The sequence below is a fragment of the Streptomyces sp. SM11 genome, from assembly GCF_002910905.1.
In the GTDB taxonomy this organism is placed as follows: domain Bacteria; phylum Actinomycetota; class Actinomycetes; order Streptomycetales; family Streptomycetaceae; genus Streptomyces.
Genome location: NZ_NEUE01000244.1, coordinates 1 through 20077, shown reverse-complemented (window position 1 = coordinate 20077; position 20077 = coordinate 1). Strand labels below are relative to the sequence as shown.

At 73.0% G+C, this 20077-nt stretch carries 16 protein-coding genes and 1 pseudogene; 10 read left to right on the top strand and 7 right to left on the bottom strand.

The features are described from left to right. Positions 1-14 precede the first annotated feature (14 nt). Positions 15-2237 (bottom strand): N-6 DNA methylase, encoded by a 2223-nt coding sequence (locus tag B9S58_RS25720; RefSeq protein WP_258045020.1) that lies wholly within the window; start codon positions 2235-2237, stop codon positions 15-17. A gap of 262 nt (positions 2238-2499) precedes the next feature. Here B9S58_RS25720 and B9S58_RS25715 point away from each other — a divergent pair, with 262 nt between their 5' ends. Then, entirely contained in the window at positions 2500-3726 is a 1227-nt protein-coding gene (locus B9S58_RS25715; RefSeq protein WP_103534420.1) for a DNA sulfur modification protein DndB, read from the top strand. Between the two features lie 220 nt (positions 3727-3946). Next, entirely contained in the window at positions 3947-4450 is a 504-nt protein-coding gene (locus B9S58_RS25710; protein WP_258045019.1) for a hypothetical protein, read from the top strand. Here B9S58_RS25710 and B9S58_RS25705 read toward each other — a convergent pair. The 6 genes from B9S58_RS25705 to B9S58_RS25680 form a co-directional block, all read right to left on the bottom strand. Further along, positions 4410-5240 (bottom strand): N-formylglutamate amidohydrolase, encoded by an 831-nt coding sequence (locus B9S58_RS25705; RefSeq protein WP_103534419.1) that lies wholly within the window; start codon positions 5238-5240, stop codon positions 4410-4412. The genes B9S58_RS25710 and B9S58_RS25705 overlap by 41 nt on opposite strands. 71 nt (positions 5241-5311) lie before the next feature. Continuing rightward, a complete protein-coding gene (sph, locus tag B9S58_RS25700; protein ID WP_103534418.1) occupies positions 5312-6304 on the bottom strand; it encodes a sphingomyelin phosphodiesterase in 993 nt (330 codons plus the stop codon). 158 nt (positions 6305-6462) lie between these two features. Continuing rightward, positions 6463-7113, bottom strand: coding sequence for a class F sortase (locus tag B9S58_RS25695; RefSeq protein ID WP_103534417.1), 651 nt, complete (start codon positions 7111-7113; stop codon positions 6463-6465). A 111-nt stretch (positions 7114-7224) separates the two neighbouring features. After that, positions 7225-7572, bottom strand: coding sequence for a hypothetical protein (locus tag B9S58_RS25690; protein ID WP_103534416.1), 348 nt, complete (start codon positions 7570-7572; stop codon positions 7225-7227). A gap of 126 nt (positions 7573-7698) precedes the next feature. Continuing rightward, positions 7699-9672: a HAMP domain-containing sensor histidine kinase gene (locus tag B9S58_RS25685; RefSeq protein WP_103534415.1), complete on the bottom strand. Its 1974-nt coding sequence runs from the start codon at positions 9670-9672 to the stop codon at positions 7699-7701. Beyond that, positions 9665-10372, bottom strand: a complete 708-nt coding sequence (locus tag B9S58_RS25680; RefSeq protein WP_103534414.1) for a response regulator transcription factor — start codon at positions 10370-10372, stop codon at positions 9665-9667. The genes B9S58_RS25685 and B9S58_RS25680 overlap by 8 nt, the downstream gene beginning before the upstream one ends. A gap of 140 nt (positions 10373-10512) precedes the next feature. Here B9S58_RS25680 and B9S58_RS25675 point away from each other — a divergent pair, with 140 nt between their 5' ends. From B9S58_RS25675 to B9S58_RS39385, 8 genes and pseudogenes are all read left to right on the top strand, one after another. Continuing rightward, complete coding sequence (locus tag B9S58_RS25675) at positions 10513-12483, top strand: regulator (protein WP_308457923.1); 1971 nt, start codon at positions 10513-10515, stop codon at positions 12481-12483. A 309-nt stretch (positions 12484-12792) separates the two neighbouring features. Further along, complete coding sequence (locus B9S58_RS25670; protein ID WP_103534413.1) at positions 12793-14532, top strand: hypothetical protein; 1740 nt, start codon at positions 12793-12795, stop codon at positions 14530-14532. 236 nt (positions 14533-14768) lie between these two features. Continuing rightward, positions 14769-16070, top strand: coding sequence for a cytochrome P450 (locus tag B9S58_RS25665; RefSeq protein ID WP_103534412.1), 1302 nt, complete (start codon positions 14769-14771; stop codon positions 16068-16070). Further along, positions 16067-17320 carry a cytochrome P450 gene (locus B9S58_RS25660; RefSeq protein ID WP_103534411.1) on the top strand — a complete coding sequence of 418 codons (1254 nt, stop codon included), beginning with the start codon at positions 16067-16069 and terminating at the stop codon, positions 17318-17320. Before B9S58_RS25665 ends, B9S58_RS25660 begins: the two co-directional genes overlap by 4 nt. 31 nt (positions 17321-17351) lie before the next feature. After that, a pseudogene (locus B9S58_RS25655) lies at positions 17352-18157 on the top strand (ATP-grasp domain-containing protein). 155 nt (positions 18158-18312) lie between these two features. Next, complete coding sequence (locus B9S58_RS39395; protein WP_258045014.1) at positions 18313-18633, top strand: hypothetical protein; 321 nt, start codon at positions 18313-18315, stop codon at positions 18631-18633. Then, positions 18594-18908, top strand: coding sequence for a hypothetical protein (locus tag B9S58_RS40295; protein WP_374935709.1), 315 nt, complete (start codon positions 18594-18596; stop codon positions 18906-18908). The genes B9S58_RS39395 and B9S58_RS40295 overlap by 40 nt, the downstream gene beginning before the upstream one ends. Positions 18909-19596: 688 nt before the next feature. Then, positions 19597-20077 (top strand): HEXXH motif-containing putative peptide modification protein (locus tag B9S58_RS39385; protein ID WP_258045012.1); only part of this gene is annotated, 481 nt, incomplete at its 3' end.

Genomic DNA, 20077 nt, shown 5'->3' with positions numbered 1-20077 from the left:
TTCGTGGTGCCGATTCAGACCGAAGCGTCGGATGCGTGCGCAGGTGTGTCGGCGTTCGACGGGCCGTCCGCCCCCGGCGGCGGTACCAGCCCGCCCCCAGTCAGCCCGCCCGCCAGCAGCCCCGCCGTTCGCTCGGCCAGTTCCGTGGCGTGCCGTGCCTCCGCCCGTAGCTCGTTCACGCGGCGGAACGCCTCGCCGTAGCGGCGCTGTTCCTCCAGCGGCAGGAGCGGTACGCGCAGCCGGCCCGGGCTGACGTGCACGATCGTGCTGCCGGTCGACGCCGCGGCGATGTTCTCCTCCGCTCCCAGGAAACCGGCGAGGAACCAGGCGTCGAGCCGCGACGGGTCGGGCCGGAACAGATGGACCTGCGGTCCGAGCAGCGCGCCCTCGTCCGCTTCGTCCGCCACGCGGGCCATCGCCCCGCCGCCGCCCGCGACCGCGCGTACGACCACGTCGCCCACCGCGACCACCGGTGCCGATTCCGTACGCAGGCCCGTCGGGTCGCCGGTCGGCCCCGTGCCCCGGGCGATGTCCATGCCCGTGAGCACGGGGAGGGCGGCCGGTCCGGCGGGATCGGGCTCCCGCGTCTCCGGCGCGGTACGGAGCAGGGTGAGCGCGCCTCCCCGGGCCAGGTCCGCCGCCGTGGCCGTACGCCACTCGCGGGGCGCCGGGCCAGGGGCGGCGCACCAGTCGGCCGAGCGCGCCGCCTCGCCCAGGGAATCCGCGCGGACGACGAGACGGCGGCGTGCCTCGTCCACCTCCCGGGCCAGCTCCGCCGGTTCGACGTCGGTCCGTGAGACCCGCACATGCCGGGCGGGGGAGAGGTCGACGACATCGTCGAGCAGGTCGATCACGGGGACCGCGCGCGCGGTCCCCGGCTCGTCGGCGAACTCGTCCGGAGCCCCGGAGAACGCCTCCCAGTGGGTCAGTGCGATCTCCGACAGGGCGGCCCAGTCCAACGTGGTGCGGCCGGTTCGGGGGGAGCCCACGTTCGGGCCGCCACCACGTCTGCCCGTACTCGTCGCGCCGGACGAGCGGTCGTCGCCGGGGCGGCCCGCCATCGAGGTCTGGGCCTCCGTCGTGTCGACGAACAGCACCGACTTGCGTTCGGGGCCCGTCGGTCCGGGACGTTGCAGCACCCAGAGCTGGAGACCGATGTGGAAGGGGACCGCCGCGCCGGGCGGCAGGGCCACGACGGCCCGTACGGCTCCGCTGCGTACGAGGTCCATCCGTACACGGCGGCCCGACGCCCGGGACGCCGTGGCCGGAGGGAGGATCATGACCGCGTGGCCGCCCGGCTCCAGGTGCGCGAGCGCGTGCTGGACCCAGGCCAGCTCCGACTCGGCGCGCGGCGGCACGCCGTAGGCCCAGCGCGGGTCGTAGGCCAGCTCGTCATGACCCCAGTCCCGGTCACCGTAAGGCGGGTTGCACACGACCGCGTCTGCGGTGAGCTGCCCGAAGGCGTCGGCGCGGAGACTGTCCCCGATGCCTACGGTGACCGTCGCCTCCGGGGCCGCCAGCATCAGGCCGACCGCGCTGCGCCGGGCCTGCACGGGGACGCTGTCCTGGCCGTACAGCTCGCTCGCGCCCCGCCGGGACGCCGCCGCGAGCAGGGAGCCGCTACCGCAGGCAGGGTCGAGCACGCGGACGGGCCGGCCGGGAAGCAGCCGGGCCACGAGATCCGCGAGCTGGATCGGGGTCACGTATGTGCCACTGGCGGCCGTGTCCTCCAGCTCCCGCTCCGCCAGGACGCCCAGGGCCGCCTCGCCACCCTCGTCCCGTACGCACAGGGCGAGCGCCCGCAGCACCGCGGTGTCCTCCGGCGAGAAGGCCACCGCTTCCGGGCCGGGAACGCTGTCGGCCAGCCGGGCGGCCGAGCCGTCCGCGTGGGTGACGAGGTCGGCGTCCGGCAGCTCGGCCAGGGCGGTCAGCTCATCCGGAGCGCGGCGGGCCGCGGCGAGTACGAGTGGGAGCAGCTTCGCCACCGCGACACCGGCCCGGGGGTGCAGGCGCAGGGTGGTGCGCAACTCCTCCAGGGCGTTCGTGGCCGTCGCGTGGCCGCGCGTGGCCAGCCAGGCCCGCACTGCCGGCAGGTCGTACAGCGGGCTGCTCTCGTTGCCTCCCGTCGGCGCCGGGAAGTCGTCGTGCCGACGGCGCCAGTTGCTGACGGTGGCGCGCGTGACCCCCGCGATGCGGGAGATCTCTGCCGCCGTCACCTGTGCGGATGGCTGGGGCATGGCGGGAGTCCTGGGCCTCTCGGTTGCGAACGTCTGCGAAGGGCTGCGAACGGCTGCGAACGATCTGTCGGTGGTGAACGGCTTCCTGGCGACGGTCGAAGACACGGTCGACGACTCCACGCGGTCAGTGGCCGCTTGCTGCGGAACAGCTCACAACCTACACCAGCGAGTAACCACGTCAAGATGTTTGACAGTGCTTTCATGGGGATGCTTATGTTGGGACGCTTCCGAGTGGAGGCGTCCATCCCAGGGGGGAATCGCCATGCGCATCACCATGCCGACCGCGGTCATCGAGGGGACCCAGCTCACCGTCATGCCCTTCCGGGCCGACGCGGTGATCGGGACCATGTCCGTACCGACGCTCGTCCAGCTCGTTCCGTCGCCCCGCCGCGAGGAGGACGTGAAGACCCTGAAGGCCGCGTCCGGGGCCGTGCGCCGCCATGCCGAACTGCGCTCGCTGGTCCAGCGGGCGCTGAAGTCCACACAGAAGGGGAAGAACGTCGGCTCGTACGCCGAGTACATCGCCGACGGCGTCAAGGGGGAGCTGGGCGCCGGCTGGTCCACCCCGCCCATCACGTTCTGGCACGCGGGACCGCTCGCCGCCCTCAGCGACGAACTGGTGACGGGCACCGGACTGCGGACCCTGACCATCACGCCCGGCACCTCGATCGTCGCCATCGACGGCGAGACGCAGACGACCGCCTGGCACGAGCTGTACGACGACCCGGAGCGCTTCGGCCTCACGTACGCCGAACTCGCGGCCGTGCGAATCCCCTTCGAGCTGTACGTGGACCTGTCCGTGGCCGATGCCCGGCAGATCTTCTACGACCGGAACGTGCAGGGCGTCGTGGTGGCCAAGAACCTGGCCATGTCGATGGACCAGCGGGACTTCGCCACGCGCCTCGCCCATCGTGTCGCCGATGCCGTCAAGGTCGAGATCGACGACAGGATCATGTCGTTCGCCAAGCTGGTCAACGCGAGCAAGCGCCAGGTGGGAAAGACCGATCCCGAGGTGATCACCCTCTCCGCACTCCGGGCCCTCGTGATCACGACGGTCTACGGGCGGGGCGGTCTCTCCCGCTCGGCGGAGACCGTGCACGAGGACGAGCTGCCCGCGGAGACGGACGCCCAGCAGGTGGAACGGTGCGTCGTGCCCGTGCTCGCGGGCCTGATCTCCGGTCACAGCGCCCACTTCGTCGCGCGGAGCGCCCTCACCGCGCCGGCCGTGCTCGCCGGGCTGGGCATCGCGGTGCACCACACCACGCCCTGGGCCGAGCCGTCGAACGCACTCGCCGCCGATCAGCTGAGCCGGCTGCTGTCCGACATCCGATGGGAACGGGACGCCCGCTACTGGGACGGTGTGGCGGCGAAGGCGGGTGCCTCCGGGCGGCTCAACTTCAGCGGTGGCGTCAAGGACTCCGGGGGGCGCGTCGCCGACGCGATCCTCTACCCGGCCACGGAGGCGGGGCGCCGCATCCGCGGCCGGTGACCGCCCGTCCCCGCCTGCCGTACGGATCGGTGGTCGACGCGTCCCGGCGGCCCGCCACCTGTTGCCTTCCCCTTGTCGTCGCATCACCAGGACCTGGAGCACACACATGAACCCGCGACAGCCCGACGAGCACCGGTTCCCGGGACCGCTCGGTGGAAACACCGATCAGCCCGGCCGGCCCACCACGCCGTGGGGAGCGCCTCCGCAAGGGGCCCCGCTCGTGCCCCCTTCCCCGCGGCAGCCGTCGCGGGGCAAGGCGTGGGTGACCCATGGAGCCGTCGGGGCCGTCGCCCTGTTCCTCGGCGTCGGCATCGGTATCTCGGACGACGAGGCCCGGGCCGAGGCCTCGGACGCCGGCCCCACCCCGAGGATCACCGTGACCAAGGAGGTGAAGGTACCCGGCCCGGAGGTCACCGTCACGAAGACGGCCACCGTCACCGCGGAGCCGCCGAAGCCGTCGAAGCAGCCGAAGCCCAAGGGGCCGCCCACCACCGTGGGTGGGGACGGCGAATACCTGGTGGGGGAGGAGATGCGCCCCGGTACGTACAGGACGGGCGGCCCCGGTGACTCCTTCGGGTGCTACTGGGAGCGGGCGAGGAACTCCAGCGGGGAGTTCGACGCCATCATCGCCAACGGAAACCTGGAAGGCAGTGGGCGGGTCTCCGTCAACAAGGGGGAGATCTTCAAGTCCACCGGATGTCAGGACTGGAAGAAGGCCGGCTGAGCGCCCCCACCAGCTCTACTAGCGCCCCCGCCAGCGCGTGGAGCCCCGGCCCCGCGGGCCCGCCCGGCTCGGTCATGTACGTGTCGCGGCGGATCTCGATCATCAGGGCCGCCACCCGGCGGTCCGTGCCGTAGTGCTCCAGCGGGACGTACGTACCGGCGAACGGGCTGTCGACGCCCGTCCCGCCGAAGCCCGCGAACGCCGTCTCCGCCAGGGAGCGCAGCTGAGGCGGGGTGTGGAACGGGTCGGTGCCCAGGCAGACGGGCGGCCGGGGGCCGGTGCCGTGGAGCTCGTACGGGAGCGGAGCCGTCGGGTACGAGTGGACGTCGACGATCACCGCACGGCCCGTGGCGGCGATCCGGGCGTCGACGGCCTCCGTGACCGCCCGCGCGTACGGGTGGAAGTACCGCTCCAGCAGAGGGTGTTCGTCGACGTCCGGGGCGCGCAGCCGTTCCCGGTGGGTGGTGTGCGTGTACACCGCGCCCATGCCCACGGCGCGCATCTCCTCGCGGTCGTCCGGGAAGCGCTCGGGGTCGACGACCAGGCGCGAGAGGGAGTTGACGAGACACCAGGGCCGGACGGGCGAGGCCGCGGCCGCCCGGGCCGCCAGTTCGGCTGTGTGGCAGTCGGTGATGTGGTCGAGTTCCCGCTCCAGAGCACCGTCGTCCAGCAGGATTCCGCCGCGTACCTCCCCGGGAATCGTCCGGGACCCGTGCGGTACGTGCAGCAGCACCGGGGACTCGGGGCTTCCGGGAAGGAGGCGGAACGACGGCTGGGGGGCGGTGCTCATGGAGCGGGTCCTTCACGGGCGGGGCGGGCGAGGGCGGGGCGGGGAGGCCCTCGATTGTCCCACCCGTGGCGTCAGTTGGCGGAACCGATCACCGGGTAGTGGTCGGAGAGGTTCGTGTAGGTGTAGTTCTTGCCCCAGCTGGACACAGTCCAGGGGGCGCTCTCCTCCTTGACCACGTCGTTCTTCCAGCCCGACGGCTTGGCGTGACCTGCGCGGTGCAGGACGTGGTCCAGGTCCTCGCGCGGGTCGTCTGGGTAGCGCTCGGAGGCGATGGAGTTGTCACGGGTGTCGAAGGAGTACGGGTGGCCCGTCCGGGTCTCCGGCGTGGTGAGGCCGGCGTCGGAGAGGAACGACGCGTACTCCGCCGAGTGCCCGTCGACGTTGAAGTCACCCGCCACGACGACCTGTTCGGCGGCCGGTATGTTCTTCGCGTCGAGGAAGGCGTCCATCTCCTTGAACTGCCGGCTGCGCATCTGCGCCGCCTCGCCCGCCGAGCAGCCGGGGTCGGTCGACTGGGCGTGGGTGCCGACGACGTGGACCCGGGTGCCGTTGACGTTCAGCACCGTGTACGCGAAGCCCTTGTTCGACCACCAGTCGCCGCCGCATGCGTCCTTGAACACGTACTGCTCCTTGCGCACGATCGGCCACTTGCTCAGGATCGTGACGCCACCGTCCTCCGGCGTCGCCGCCGCGTACGAACCGCCCGTCGCGTCCCAGCCGCTCTTGCTCCGGCCGACCACCGGGGTCTGGTACGGGTACTGGGCGGCGGCGTTCCGCAGCAGTGCGTCGGAGGCGCCGTTGTCGAAGGCCTCCTGGATCACCACGACGTCATTGCCCTGGAAGAACGAGGTCTTCGGGATCTCGGCCGCTCGGTGGTCCTGGCCCCAGTTGGGGTACAGGCTCTTGCTGAAAAGGAACGCGTTGTACGAGAGCACGCGCAGCGAGGGGGTCTCGGCGGGGGTCTCGGCAGCCGCTGCCTGCGGTGCGGTCACGGCGAGCGTGACAGTGGCGAGTGTGGCGGACAGAGCCACGCCGGTCAGACGGCGCAGTGCGGTGTTCGGCACGAGGTCTCCTGCGGTTGAGTGGGGGGGGCTTACCGGGTGCCCCCATCAAAGCAGCGGTAGTTACCCATGGGTAGACATCGGATGTCACGAGTCTGTCAGGCCGACTGCCATCCGGATTCCCCCCGGCCGTACATGTCGCCGCTCAGGGGCGCCGCCGCTCAGACGAGGGTGCCGTACACGATGAGGTTGTCGACCGTATGGCCTTTCGCGTCGAACTCCCCGTCGCAGGTGATGAGCCGCAGTGTGCTGTCCTTCGTCGGGCCGTAGACCTTCTCGGTGGGGAACGACTTCTTGCTGACCGCTTCCTTGTCCGTGACCGTGTAGCGCAGGGTCTTCCCCGCCCCGTCGCGGACCAGCACCTCGGCACCCTTGCGGATGTTCTTGAGGTCGTGGAAGACGGCCCGGCCGAAGCGGGTGTCGTTGTGACCGATCAGTACGGCCGGCCCCGGCGCCCCGGGCACGGACCCGCCGCTGTACCAGCCCGCCGTCATGCCCTTCTCCGAAGGCGGGACCTCGACCGTGCCGTCCGCGTTGAGCCCCAGCTCCATGAGGGCGCTCTTCACACCGATCGAGGGGATGGAGACCTGGGTGGGGGCCGGCCGGTCCGGCTGATCGGCCGTGGGCGGCCCGGTCGATCCCGAGACGGCCTCGCCCTGCGCCGGAGCGGAGGCGGAGGGCGCGCCGGACGTGGCGGCGGAGGAGGGCGCGGAGGGCTCGTCGGACGAGCATCCGGCCAGGGCGACGCAGGCCGCGACGGCGGTCAACAGGGCTGCGGTCCGCCGGAAGCGGTGGGGCGTACGGGACGGCACAGGAGACTCCGGAATCGGTGCGGGCAGGGGAAGTGCTGTGGGCGGACGAGCGGGCGTGGCGCCGCCCCGGTGCGGGGCGGCGCCACGGTCAGCGCAGGTGAGCGGTGCGGGTTAGCCGTTGTGGCCGGCCGCCGAGCGGCGGCGCAGCACGATCGTGCCCGCGCCCGCGAGTAGCGCGGCCCCGGCCACCGAACCGGCCAGCACCGCGGTGCTGTTGTCGCCGCTGCCGGCGGGACGTTCACCGGCGGCGACACCGCCGCGCGGTGTCACCGCCGGCCGGTCGGCGTCCTTCGAGGCGTCATCGGCGGCCTCGCGCTCGGACAGGTCGACGACGGCGGGCTCCGACGGCTTCGGGGAGGAGTCCGCGAAGGCGGCGGCGGACGGGACCAGCACCGCGCCGGCCGCGACAGCGGTGAGCACGGCGGCACGAAGGGTGAAGCGTGCGGTGAAAGCGGTCATACGGATGGCTCCATTCCATACTCGGCCCCGTGACGGTCCCGGACGCGGGTTCGCGCCGGGTACGGGGCATGCCGCCAGGCTGGCGCGGAGATATGAAGAAGCTGTCAGAACGCCGTGGTCATCCCATCAGGGGCCGGACGGTGTGGTTCCGGGCAGCCGCAGGACGAAGGCCGAACCCTTGCCCACGACGCTCGTCGCGTCCACCGTGCCGCCGTGGGCCTCGACCAGTTTGCGGACGATGGCGAGGCCCAGGCCGCTGCCGCCCGTGCGGCGGCTGCGGGACTTCTCCGCGCGCCAGAACCGGTCGAAGACATGGGGAAGGTCCTCGGGCGGGATGCCGGATCCGGTGTCCGTCACCTCGACCAGCACCGTCCCCTCGCCCACCTCGGAGGCGTACGCGCGCAGCGTCACCCGCCCGCCCTCCGGTGTGTGCCGCACGGCGTTGGACACCAGGTTGCCCACCGCCTGCCGGAGTCTGACCGGGTCCGCGCGCAGGGCCAGGCCCGGGGCGGTGGCCGCGACGGCGAGCATGACGCCCGCGTTCTCCGCCCGCGCCTGGTGGGCAGCGGCGACCTGGCTCAGCAGCTCCCGGGCCTCGACGGATTCGGGACGCAGCCGCAGCACCCCGGCGTCGGCCGCGGCCAGGTCCTGGAGGTCGTCGATGATGTGCTGGAGCATTACGGCCTCCTCCAGCAGCGACGAGACGAACGCCGGGTCGGGGTCGGCGAGTCCGTCCTGGGCGGCCTCCAGCCAGCCCCGGATGTTGCTCAGCGGGGTCCGCAGCTCATGGGCGACGTCGCTCACCATGGCCTTGCGCTGCTCCTCCAGCCGCGCCCGGTGCGCGGACATGTCGTTGAACGCCGCGGCCAGCCGCCCGACCTCGTCGTCCCCCGTGACGGGCACCGACTCCGGCTGCTCGCCTTCGCGCATACGCTGTGCGGCGCCCGTCAGCGCGTGCAACGGGCGCACCAGCCGGGCTCCCGCGAACACCGACGCGCCCACGGTGAGGGCCAGCACGAGCGCCGCCGCGCCGGCGATCCTGGCCGTGTTGGCGGGGGAGAGGTCGAAGCCGGGCAGCGTCGCGCCGCCCTCGTCGCCGATGAAGAGGAGGGCGGGGGAGGCCACGTACGAGCTGAGCTGTTCGCTCCGGGCCGTGCCCACACAGGACGCGATGGCCCGGTCGTTCTCCCCGGTGCGCTCCGGCGTCACGACGGACGGCGCGGCCTCCTTCGCGGGGGCGTCACCCGGCGCCGGCACCCGAGGCTCGGATTCGCTCGGCAGCGGCCCGAACCCGGGCGCCAGGGACACGCCGGCCGGGTCGCCCCAGGACAGGTCGCTGTTCAGCCGTACGCCCTCGCGGCCCTGGCGCTTCAGACAGGCGTCGGCCAGCTCGGTGAGCGCGTCGAGCGCCTTCCGTTCCGAACGGGTGGGCGTGTCCAGGGCGGCGAGATCACAACGGGTGCCCAGCGCACGTTCGGGGTCGTTGCCCACGACCTGCACCCGGGGCCGGCCGCTCGCGCCGACCACCACGTCCGAGGCGATCCCCGCCCGGTTCAGGCACTCGACCTTGTCGTCGGCGGTCCGCCGCAACGCCCGGCTGTCGGCCGCCGACAGCCGGAACGGCCCCACCGCCCGGGGATCGATCCGGTCGGCCGCCGTGCCCTGCCCCTCGGCGCCGCGCGCCGCCAGGACGGTGTCCACGGACAACGGGTCGACCACGGCGGACGCCTGCGGCGGGAACGTCGGGGCGGCCTCCCCGGTGGCGGAGTCGGCCAGCGGCTGCCGGCTCTGCGTGGTCAGGGCGACCCGGCGGCCCGACTCCCGGGCCAGCTCCCGCACCGTCGCACCGACCCCGTCCCAGGTCGGGTTGCGGGCGGCGTAGTCCAGCAGGGTGTCGTAGATCCGGGCGTCCGCGGTGAGGTTCTGCCCCTGTTCCTGCTTGATCGCGCCCGAGGTGGTCTGCACGGCGATCCAGGCGGTGGCCGCCACCGAACAAGCGGCCACCAGCGCCGAAACGGCGAGCAGCCGCCCCAGCAGGCTCCGGCGCAGCGGCAGCCGCGCCCGGCCCGTTCCCCTGTTCTCGTCGCGCGTCCTACGCACGCCGGGTCGCCTTCGCCGGGTCGGTGAGTTTGTAGCCGACGCCGAAAACGGTGAGCAGCCGCTCCGGCCGCCGCGGGGCCCGCTCGATCTTCTTGCGCAGGTTCATGACGTGCACGTCGACGGTCCGGGCGCTGATGTAGCGGTCGAACCCGTGGAGTTCCTCCAGCAGTCGCTGACGACTGAACACCCGGTCCGGTCCCGCCGCCAGGGCCGCCAGGATCCGGAACTCGCCCGGGGTGCACTCCACCGTCCCGCCGCCCACCGACACCTCGTGCCGTTCCGGGTCGACCACGAGGGCGCCGACGCGCAGGACGGGTTCCTCGGCCACCGGCTCCGGGGAAGCGGGCCGCCGGGTCCGCCGCAGCAGGGTGCGTACGCGGGCCATCAGCTCGCGCGGACTGTAGGGCTTGGTCATGTAGTCGTCGGCGCCGAGGTCGAGACCGAGCAGGAGATCGTCCTCCGCCGAGCGGGCGGTCAGCATCAGCAGGGGCAGTTCGCGGTCCTCGGCCCGCAGCACCCGTACCACGTCCAGGCCGTCGGCCCGGGGCATCATCACATCGAGAACAAGCAGGTCGGGCTCCTGGTGCCGGACGGCGTCGAGCGCGGCGAGGCCGTCGCCCACGATCCGTACGACGTGTCCTTCCCGTTCCAGATAGCGGCGTACGAGTTCGGCCTGCTTCTCGTCGTCCTCGGCAACCATGACGTCTGCGCACACGCCCCCGATCGTAGAGCGGCGGGACTACAGTGCGAGGGCCGGGGCGGGTTCCGGATCACGGGAGCCGGGAAAGGATGCGGCGCGTTCACCCGCGCGAGGTGGCCGCACCGGCGGAAGGAGACGGGTTGAACAGCCTCGGTACCGACGGCGGCGGAGCGACGTACAACACGGTGTCGGGGGACGCCGTCATCGTCGGGCCCGTCCTGATGGCACAGCACATCGAGGGCCTTCGGATGCCGGACAGGGCGCCCGACGCCCCGCCGAGCCAGGGGCCCCCGCCCAGCGGGGTGTTCGTCAACCGGACGAAGGAGCTCGCCGGTCTGCGGGACGCCGCCGTGGCCCTCGCCGCCGAACCGGGGCCGGGGATGCTGCTGGTGGTCGGCGTCGGCGGGGTCGGCAAGACACAGCTCGTCGCCCAGAGCGTGGGACGGGAGCTGAAGGAGCTCTTCCCGGAGGGGCAGCTCTACGTCGACCTGGAGGACCTCCGCCGCGACGGAGCGGTCGATCTCGCCGCCGTCCTCGGCCGGTTCCTGCGCGCCCTCGGAGTGAGCAAGGACTATGTGCCCGGCGGACTCGCCGAGTGCACGGCTCTCTTCCGCAGTGTCGCCGCCGGGAAGCGTCTGCTCGTGATGGTGGACAACGCCCAGCACGCCCCGGAGGCCCGGGCGCTCGTGCCGCCGGATGGGCTGCTCGTGGTGACCGGCCGCCGGGTCCTGCCGTCGCTGCTGATGGACGGGGCCGTGCTGATCGGTGTCGACCCGCTCGACGAGGCGGCGGGGACGGAGCTCGTACGCCGCTGGCACACGGACGCCGACGAGGGGACCGCCGCGGAGGTCGTACGGCTGTGCGCGGGGCACCCCCTGGCGCTGCGGGCCGCGGTGGAGTGGCTGGCGGCGCGGCCGCATCTGACCCTCGACGACGTGGTGCGTGATCTGACGGCGGCCGGGCGGTACGGCACGGGGGACGACGGCGTACATGAGGCGGAGGGAGCGGCCATGGGCGGGAGCGAGGGACCTCGGGAGGGCGGCGTGGGCGAGGCGGTCGACACGGTACTGGACTCGGTGGTCGCCGAGGTGTCCGAGCACACCCGGCATCTCTACGACCTCCTCGGGATCCTGCCCGGCACGACGGTGACGACGGATCTGCTGCGGGCCACGGGTGCCGTCCGGGTCGACGAGGCGCTCGGCGAGCTCGTCTCGTCCCGGCTCGCGGTCCTGGTGGAGTCGCCGGACCGGCCCCGGCGCTGTCGGCTGCACGATGTGGTGCGGGCCCACGCCAGGCTGTGTGCGCGGGCGCTTCCCGAGGACGGGCGGCGATCCGCCCTGCGGCTCGCCGTGGACTTCTACCGGGACGCGGCGGCGCACGCGGACGCGCTGGTGCTCGGTGACCGGTTCAGGATCCAGCCGCCGCCGGTCCGCACCCTGGCCGAACTCTCTGCGAAGGAACCGCTGTTCGTGGGGCGGCCCGACGCACTGGACTGGCTGGACGCCGAGCGCGTCAATCTGGAGAACATCGTCCGGACCGCCGCGGAGCACGAGTGGTACGAGGACGTGTGGCGGCTGTGCGAATCGCTGTGGGCGCTCTACCACAGCCGTAAACACCTCGCCGACTGCGTCGCGACCGGCCGGCTGGGCATTGAGGCGGCCCAGCACGAGGCCCGTCCCGACGCCGAGATCCGGATGCGGAACCAGGTCGCCCGTGCCGCGTACGAACAGGGCGACCTCGACCACGCGGACGTCGAACTGGCCGCCGCCACGGAGCTGCTCGGCCTGGCCGCCGACCCGCGGCTGAGCGGTGTCGTGTGGGAGACCCGCGGTCTGATCGCGCTGGCTCGCGACCGGCCGGGGAGGCCCGGGAGCTGTTCGAGCGAGCGCTGGAGGCCAACCGCGCGGTGCCGGACCCGCACGGCGTCGTCGTGCAGAGCTACAACGTCGGGCAGGCGCTGGTGGCCGGTGCGCGGTGGGCCGCCGCTCTCGGCGTACTGGACGAAGCGGCCGGCGTCGCCCGGGTCACCGGCGACGACCCCATGCTGCCGAGGATCGACCTGGTCCGGGCCCGTGCCTTCGCCGGACTCGGGGAGCTGGGCCGGGCGGTGACCGCGGCGGGCTCCGCGGCCGACGGCTCCGCGGAACTCAAGCAGCTGGCCAAGCTCGACCAGGCCCTCGCCCTGCTGGTCTCGCTGGCCGAACGGACCGAGGACGAGCCCCTGCGGGCCGCGTGCGAAGAGAAACTGCGGGCGTTGCGGCAGGCGATGGGGCTGAAGCCCCCCGGCCGGCACGGGCTGACACCGGGCCCGCGCCGGGCCTGTCCCGGCGGGTCGGCCGCCGTCCCGGCATCCCGTCCATCCCGCATTCCACTCGCTTGTTCCCTCCCGTCCTTGTTCCTTTCCTCTTCCCGGAGCCACGTTGTCCTCGGTGTCATCGCTGCTGAGCCGTCCGTCCAGCTGGTTCCGTCGTTCCGGCAGGTCGGCCCCGTCCCGCTGGAACACCTGGGACCCGCCGAAGGCCGAGGTGCTCGGAGTGGCCCGGACGCTCACGTCCGCCACCCGGGTGGCGGACGTGATGCATCTGCTGCGCAGCGAGGACGGCATCGAGAAGTACTACACGGTCAATCCGGGATCGGCGTTCGCGGACGGACTCGACTCCTATCTGTCCGGCCTCGGGATCCACGTGCTGAGCTGGCAGGAGGCGACCCGGCGCTCCTTCGACCTGGCCGTGAGCTGTTCGGTGCATCCGACGATGCGGCGGCTCGACGCCCCGCTGATGGTGCTGCCGCACGGCGCCGGGTACAACCGCCTCGTCACCGAGTCGACGGGCGACGCCCTCGCCCCCGCCGGGCTGTCGCGGCGGGAGCTGATGTGGCGGGGCAAGGTGGTCCCGGCTGCGATCGGCGTCTCCCACCAGGCGCAGATCGACCGGCTCGCCGAGGTCTGCCCCGAGGCGGCGCCGTACGCCCTGACCGTCGGTGACTGGTGCTTCCAGCGCATCATCGCGAGCATGCCCCACCGGGACCGGTACCGCCAGCGGCTCGGCGCGGTCGACGGGCGGCGGCTGGTCGTCATCCACTCCACCTGGAGCGAGCACTCGCTGCTCGGGCGGCATCCGGAACTGCCGCTGCGGCTGGTCACCGCTCTCCCCGCCGACGAGTTCGCCGTCGCGGCCGTCTTCCACCCCAACGTGTGGGCCCGGCACAGTCCCGCCGGTGTGCTGGAACGGCTCGGAGCCGCGATGGACGCCGGACTCATGATCATTCCGCCTCAGGAGGGCTGGCGGGCCGCGGTGGTGGCCGGCGACTGGGTGGTCGGCGATCACGGCAGTACGTCGTTCTACTCGGCCGCCGCGGACCGCGTCACGATGCTCGCGGCCACCGGCCTCGACGAGCTGGACCCGCTCTCCCCCGCCGCCGCGTTCGGACGGGGCGCGCCGCGGCTGGACCCCGACGGGGACGTGCACGCGCAACTGCTGGACGCGGCGCGCCGGCACGACCCGGCGGCGCTGAGGACCGTGGTCGACGGGCAGCTCGCGTCGGTCGACACCTCCGGTGAGGTGACGCGGGCCCGGATGTACGAGTTCCTCGCCGGGCGCGGGGTCCGGGTGCCCCGGGAGGCGCCGCGGCCCGTCCCCGTACCGGCACCCGAACCGGTGCGCCGGGCGTCGGTCACGGCGTACGACGTGACGGGCGCCCACGATGCGTGGGGCACGGTCGAGGTCCAGCGGCGGCCCCTTGTCGCGGGGCACCACACGCGGGCTCTCGGCTTCTACGCCGTCACCACCGAGGAGACCCACCCCCACTGGCCGGACGCCGCGGAGGTGCTGGCCCGCACGGTCACGGACGCGGAGGTGGCCGCGCTCGACTGGATCGCGGACGCGGCCCTGCGCCACGAGAACCTCAACGTCCTGGTCGCCCGGCTGGACGAGACCCGCTGTCTGGTCCGGCTGCGTGGCGGGCGGCAGCTGGAGGCGCGCACCGAACGCGCCTGGGGCGCCCGGCGGCCCGCGCTCGATCCGGTGCTCCTGGGCTCGGCCGTCAATCTGTGGCTGACCGACCCGGAGCGGTCGAAGGACCTGACGGACGGCCTGACGCTCCGCACCGGACAGTGGAGTGTCCAGGTGGCCTTCACCCCGCCGTCCGCGTCCCGGACGTGATTCCGGCCGGGGCCGATGCCCTGCGGTGGCCGGCGATGATCCACGCCGATGCCGACCTTGTGATCAAAGGTGTGCAGATGTCATAGGGAAATGAGCGGAAAGCGAGGCCGAATCGTTTGGAGTTCGGGCAAGAATGCTTGCGAAGGGCTCCGAGGGTTCATGCAACCTCCTTATAGTGGTGCCGCGTTGATCGTATGGTCACAACGCGCGAAGCCGCCGCCACGGGAGTCCGTACGATGCCGAACCCCTCGTCCGCCACGCCCGCGTCCACGGCCGGTGCCGGCGGAGGCTGTCCCGTGGGCGCCGGCAAGGGTGCCGTAGCCCTCGGCGGGCCCGGCTTCCACACCGAACCGCAGGTGCTCTACCGGTCCATGCGGCGCGAACACGGGCCCGTCGTCCCGGTCGAACTGCCCGGCGGCTTTCCCGCCTGGCTGGTGATCGGCTACCGGGAACTCCACCAGGTCACCAGCGACGGGGAGCTGTACCCCCGGGACGTCTCGCTGTGGAACCAGTGGGAGAACATCCCCGCCGACTGGCCGCTGCTGCCCATGGTGGGGACGCCCATGCCGTCCATCTACTTCACCGCGGGGGCCGAGCACCGCCGGCACGTCGACATGGTCGTACCGGCTCTCGAAGGGGCGGACCCCTTCGAGATCCGGCAGCACTGCGAGCAGTTGGCCGACCGGCTCATCGACGCCGTGTGCAGCCGGGGCACCGCCGATCTCGTCGCCGAGTTCGCCGAGCCGCTGCCCGTCCTCGTGCTCGCCCGGCTCGTCGGCTTCCCCGACGACGAGGGCGCCGACATCGCGCGGGTGCTCAAGGACCTCGCCGACGGCGGGCCCGGGGCCCAGAAGGCACACCTGCGCTTCGGCGAGCACATGCACCGGCTCGTCGCGGCCAAGCGGGCGCGGCCCGGGGACGACGTGACCTCCCGGATGCTCGCCCACCCCGGGCCGTTCACCGACGAGGAGTACGCGCTCGACCTGATGGCCATCACGGCGGCCGGGCACCTGACCACCGCCGACTGGATCAGCAACTCCACCCGGTTGATGCTCACCGAGGACCAGTTCGCCGACGCCCTGTCCGGCGGCCGGCACAGTGTCGCCGAGGCCATGAACGAAGTGCTCTGGGAGGACGGCCCCACCCAGATCCTGGCCGGCCGCTGGGCCGCGCGCGACGCCCGGCTCGGCGGACGGAACATCGCCCGCGGCGACATGCTGCTCCTCGGCCTCGGCGCGGCCAACGCGGACCCCCACATCCGGCAGCAGGTCACCGCCTCCGCCGTCCGCTCCGGGCAGGGCGGCAACAGCGCGCACCTGGCGTTCAGCCACGGCGAGTACCGCTGCCCCTTCCCCGCCCAGGAGATCGCCGAGATCATCGCCCGTACCGGCATCGAGGTGCTGCTGGACCGGCTGCCCGACCTCGAACTGGCAGTCCCCGCAGCCGAACTGGTTCGCCGGCCGTCCGCCTTCCTGCGCGGCATGACCGCGCTGCCCGTCCGCTTCACCCCCGTACGCACGACAGGAGACGCGTTGTGAACTGCCCGCACGCCGACGCCGCACCAGCGGACCGGAACGCCGGGACCATCACCATCGACCCCATGGTCCAGGACCTGGACGGCGAGACCGCACGGCTGCGCGACGCCGGGGTCCTCGCCCGGATCGACCTGCTCGGCGTTCCGGCCCGGACGGTCACCCGGCACGCCGAGGCGCGTCAACTCCTGGTCGACCCGAGACTGGTGAAGGACATCAACGCCTGGGAACTCTGGCAGAGCGGGGTGGTGACGCACGCGTGGCCGCTGATCGGCATGATCGACGCCGGGCGTTCCATGTTCACGGTCGACGGGCCCGAGCACCGGCGGCTGCGCACCAAGACCTCGCAGGCGCTCACCCCGCGCCGGCTCGAAGCGATCCGCCCGGACATCGAGAAGTTCACCGAGGAGCTGCTGGACGACCTCGACGCCGCGCGGGGCGAGGACGGGGTCGTCGACCTGAAGGCGGTCTTCGCCCAGCCGCTGCCGATGCGGGTCGTCGGCATGCTCATGGGCGTCGACGAGTCCCAGCACGCCATGCTGACCAGGCAGTACAAGGCGTTCTTCTCCATGCTCACCCCGCAGGACGAACGCCTGGCGCTGCTGGCCGAGTTGGACGTCTTCTACACCGGCCTCGTCCGGGAGAGGACCGCCCGGCCGACGGACGATCTCACCAGCGCGCTGATCCTGGCCGAGGAGGGCGGCGAGCCACTCACCGAGGAGGAGGTGGTGGGCAACCTCAAGGCCATGGTCGCCGCCGGGCACGAGACCACCATCGGCCTCGTCCTCAACGCGGTGCGGGCCCTGCTCTCCCACCCCGACCAGCTCCGCATGGTGCTCGCCCAAGAGGCCGGCTGGGACGCGGTGATCGAGGAGACGCTGCGCTGGGACACCCCCACCACCCATCTGCTGATGCGGTTCGCCACCGAGGACATAGCCGTCGGCGACGAGGTGATCCGGAAGGGCGAAGGAGTCGTCATCTCCTACCGGGCCATCGGCCGCGACACCGATCAGCACGGCCCCGACGCCGACGCCTTCGACATCACCCGGCCCACCCGGGGCCGCCACATGACCTTCGGCCACGGCCCGCACATCTGCCCCGGCGCGGCCCTGTCGCGCGTCGAGGCGGCCATCGCGCTGCCTGCCCTGTTCGGGCGCTTCCCCGGACTTCGCCTCGCCGTCCCGGACGAGGAGATCACCAAGCTTCCGGTGATGACGCAGAACGACATGGCCGCCTTCCCCGTCCTCCTGGGCTGACGGCAGTGCCGGCGGGCGGGGGAGAGGTCGTATGTCATCGGAACCGGGGTTCCTGGTGCTCGCGCCGCACCGCTCCGGCACGGCCTCCCTCCTGTCCGACGCGGCATGGAGGTGGCCGTGCTGCCCGCCGACGGAGTCCCCGAGCGGTACCGGGGGAGGGAGGACGGGCACTACTACGGAGGCCCGCGCTTCGCCGCCCGCGTCGCCGCTCCCCTCGGGGCGGCGCTCCTGGAGCCGCACGACGGGTGGCTGGACGACCTTCCGGTCGCCTTCACCCGCCGGAGCGTTTGCCGGGTGCCCCTCTCCGAGGCCCGCCGCCGCACCGGCCCGCTCTTCGTCAAACCGCCCACCGACAAGAGCTTCCCCGCCGCCGTCCACCCGGACGGCGCCTCCCTGTCGCCACTCCCGCCGGACTCCGGTGACCCGCTCGTCCAGATCAGCGAAGTCGTCCTCTGGGAAGATGAGTTCAGGCTTTTCCTGCTCGACGGCGAGATCCGCACCGGATCCCAGTACGCCCGGTACGGGCGACTCGACGCGGCCCCGCTGGCGGGCCACCCCCGGGAGGCCGCCGTGCGCGCCTTCGCCCACCGGCTCGCCGGCGAGTGCGGCGACACCCTGCCCGGAGCCGTCGTCGTGGACGTCGGGTACATGAGCCGGCCCGGCCGTGCCGCCGACTGGGCCGTCGTCGAGGCCAACATGGCCTGGTTCAGCACCCTGTACGCCGCCGACCCCGGCCGTGCCCTGGACGTGGTGCTCCGCTCGGCGGGCCCCCGCGGCCTGGTCCGTGAACGGGACCTGGCGTTCCGGCGGGCCCGCCCCACCGAGGCCGCGCCGTAGGGGGTGTCCGGGAGGAGGCGAAGGGGCCGGACAAGATCCTGGTTGCCGAAGATTCATCGTGGTAACTTCGCCGTCAGCCATGTGAGGTGGACCGACTCGGCGGGGGATGGTCGGTGATCAACGCTGTCCCGCACGGGCGCCCGGGACCAGACCTGGTGCAGACTCTGGTCGATGAGCTGACCCTGCTCGACTGCGTCAAGGACCGGGGCCAGCGCTTCGAGTTCGTGAACGCGGTGGCGTTCGGACTCGACGTCGAACTGACCTACCCGGACAGCACGCCCCGCATCGACATGATGCATCTGGTCCGCAAGGTGATCCACCGGCCCGGCGGCCCCGAGGCACTGATCTACGCGGTCCGCGCCGTCTCCGGCAAGGACGACGCCGAGCGGATCGCCGCCGAGGCGGGCATCCGGACCGACGGCGAGCGGCCGGGGCCCTGGCCCGCGCCCGTCTTCGCCGAGGGCGTCGCCCAGTAGGCGCGCCGACTGCTCGGCGAGGCCACGGACATCGACGGCGACCGGCTGCGCGCCCTCCTCGCCGAGGAGCTGCCCGGCGAGCTGCCGGACAGCGGAAACCGGCCGAACTCTTCGACCACGCCCAGGACATGACCGCACGCGCCGACGGTCTGCCGGCCGCCGTCGTCCTGGTCGAGGCCGCCGCCGCCCTGTCGGCCGAGCGGGGCGCACCGCTGCGCCGGTGGTCGGACCGCTGGGCCACGGGGAGCCCCGCGGCGCCGGCGACGAGTCGCTGACCGCGGTCATTCTCGACGCCCCCGCGGTCCAGGGGCACGGCCTGGAGGCGCTGCAGACCGCCGTCGTCGAGGGCGTCGGTCTCGCCGCCTGGGACCGCAGGCCCGAGAGCACCTCGCGATCCAGCGAGCTGCACGCTGCGCCGGCTGCACGGCACCTCCGCCGGCCCTCCGCTGTGGGTGGAGACCGGGCATCTGGCCGCCGTCGCCCTGGTGGCCGCCCTGCGGGCCGGGACGGCCGCCGAGCTCGTCGTGCCCGCCAGGGAGGGCGCGGTGGCCCTGCCGACGCTCGGTCTCGCCCGGCTGCCGGGCATCCCGCTGCCGGGCTTCCAGTCGGTCCGCGCGTGCGTACGGGAGCGGGAGCTGGTCCTCACGCCGACCGTGCGGGGCACCGGGGCGACCGCGCTGACGGTGTGCCCGCTCACCGCACCGCAGAGCGCCCTGTGGTGGTCGGCGCACCGGCTCGTGGTCCGGCCCGGGGGGCCCGAGGTCGTCCTCGACGACACCGACCCCTACCGCGACCTCGACCGGCCGGTCCCGCCCCGCTGGCTGACGCCCGGCGAGCTCGACACCTGGCGACGGCTCTTCGCCGAAGCGGTCACCCTGCTCGACTCCGGCTCCGGCGCCGGTTCCACCCCCGTCTCCGGCGGCACCGGCCCCGGGACCCTGCCCCGAGGCGATCAGACGCATCGTGCCCTGGCCGGGGAAGTTGCCGAACGGCCCCGTCGAGGGGCTCAGTGGCTCCACCGCGGACGCGTTCGGCTCGATGGTGGTGGCCGGGCCCCCGGACGGCGCATCGCTGGCCGAAACGATGGTCCACGAGTTCCAGCACAGCAAGCTCGGCGCGCTGCTCCACCTCTTCGCGATGCTCGACGACGACCGCGAGGAGGAGCACTACGCCCCGTGGTGCCCGGACCCGCGCCATCTGCCGGGGTTCCTCCACGGTGCGTACGCCTTCGTCGGTGTCGCCGGATTCTGGCGGGCCCGGATCGGTGACCGGGCGGCCGATCCACTGGACCTGGCACCCTTCCGGTTCGCGCTCCGCCGCATCCAGACCCGTACGGTCCTGCGGACCCTGGCGACCCGTGCCCGGCTCACCGGGCCCGGCCGCCGGCTGGTCGCCGGTCTCACCTGCACCGTCGACGGCTGGCTGCGCGAACCGGTGGACGGGC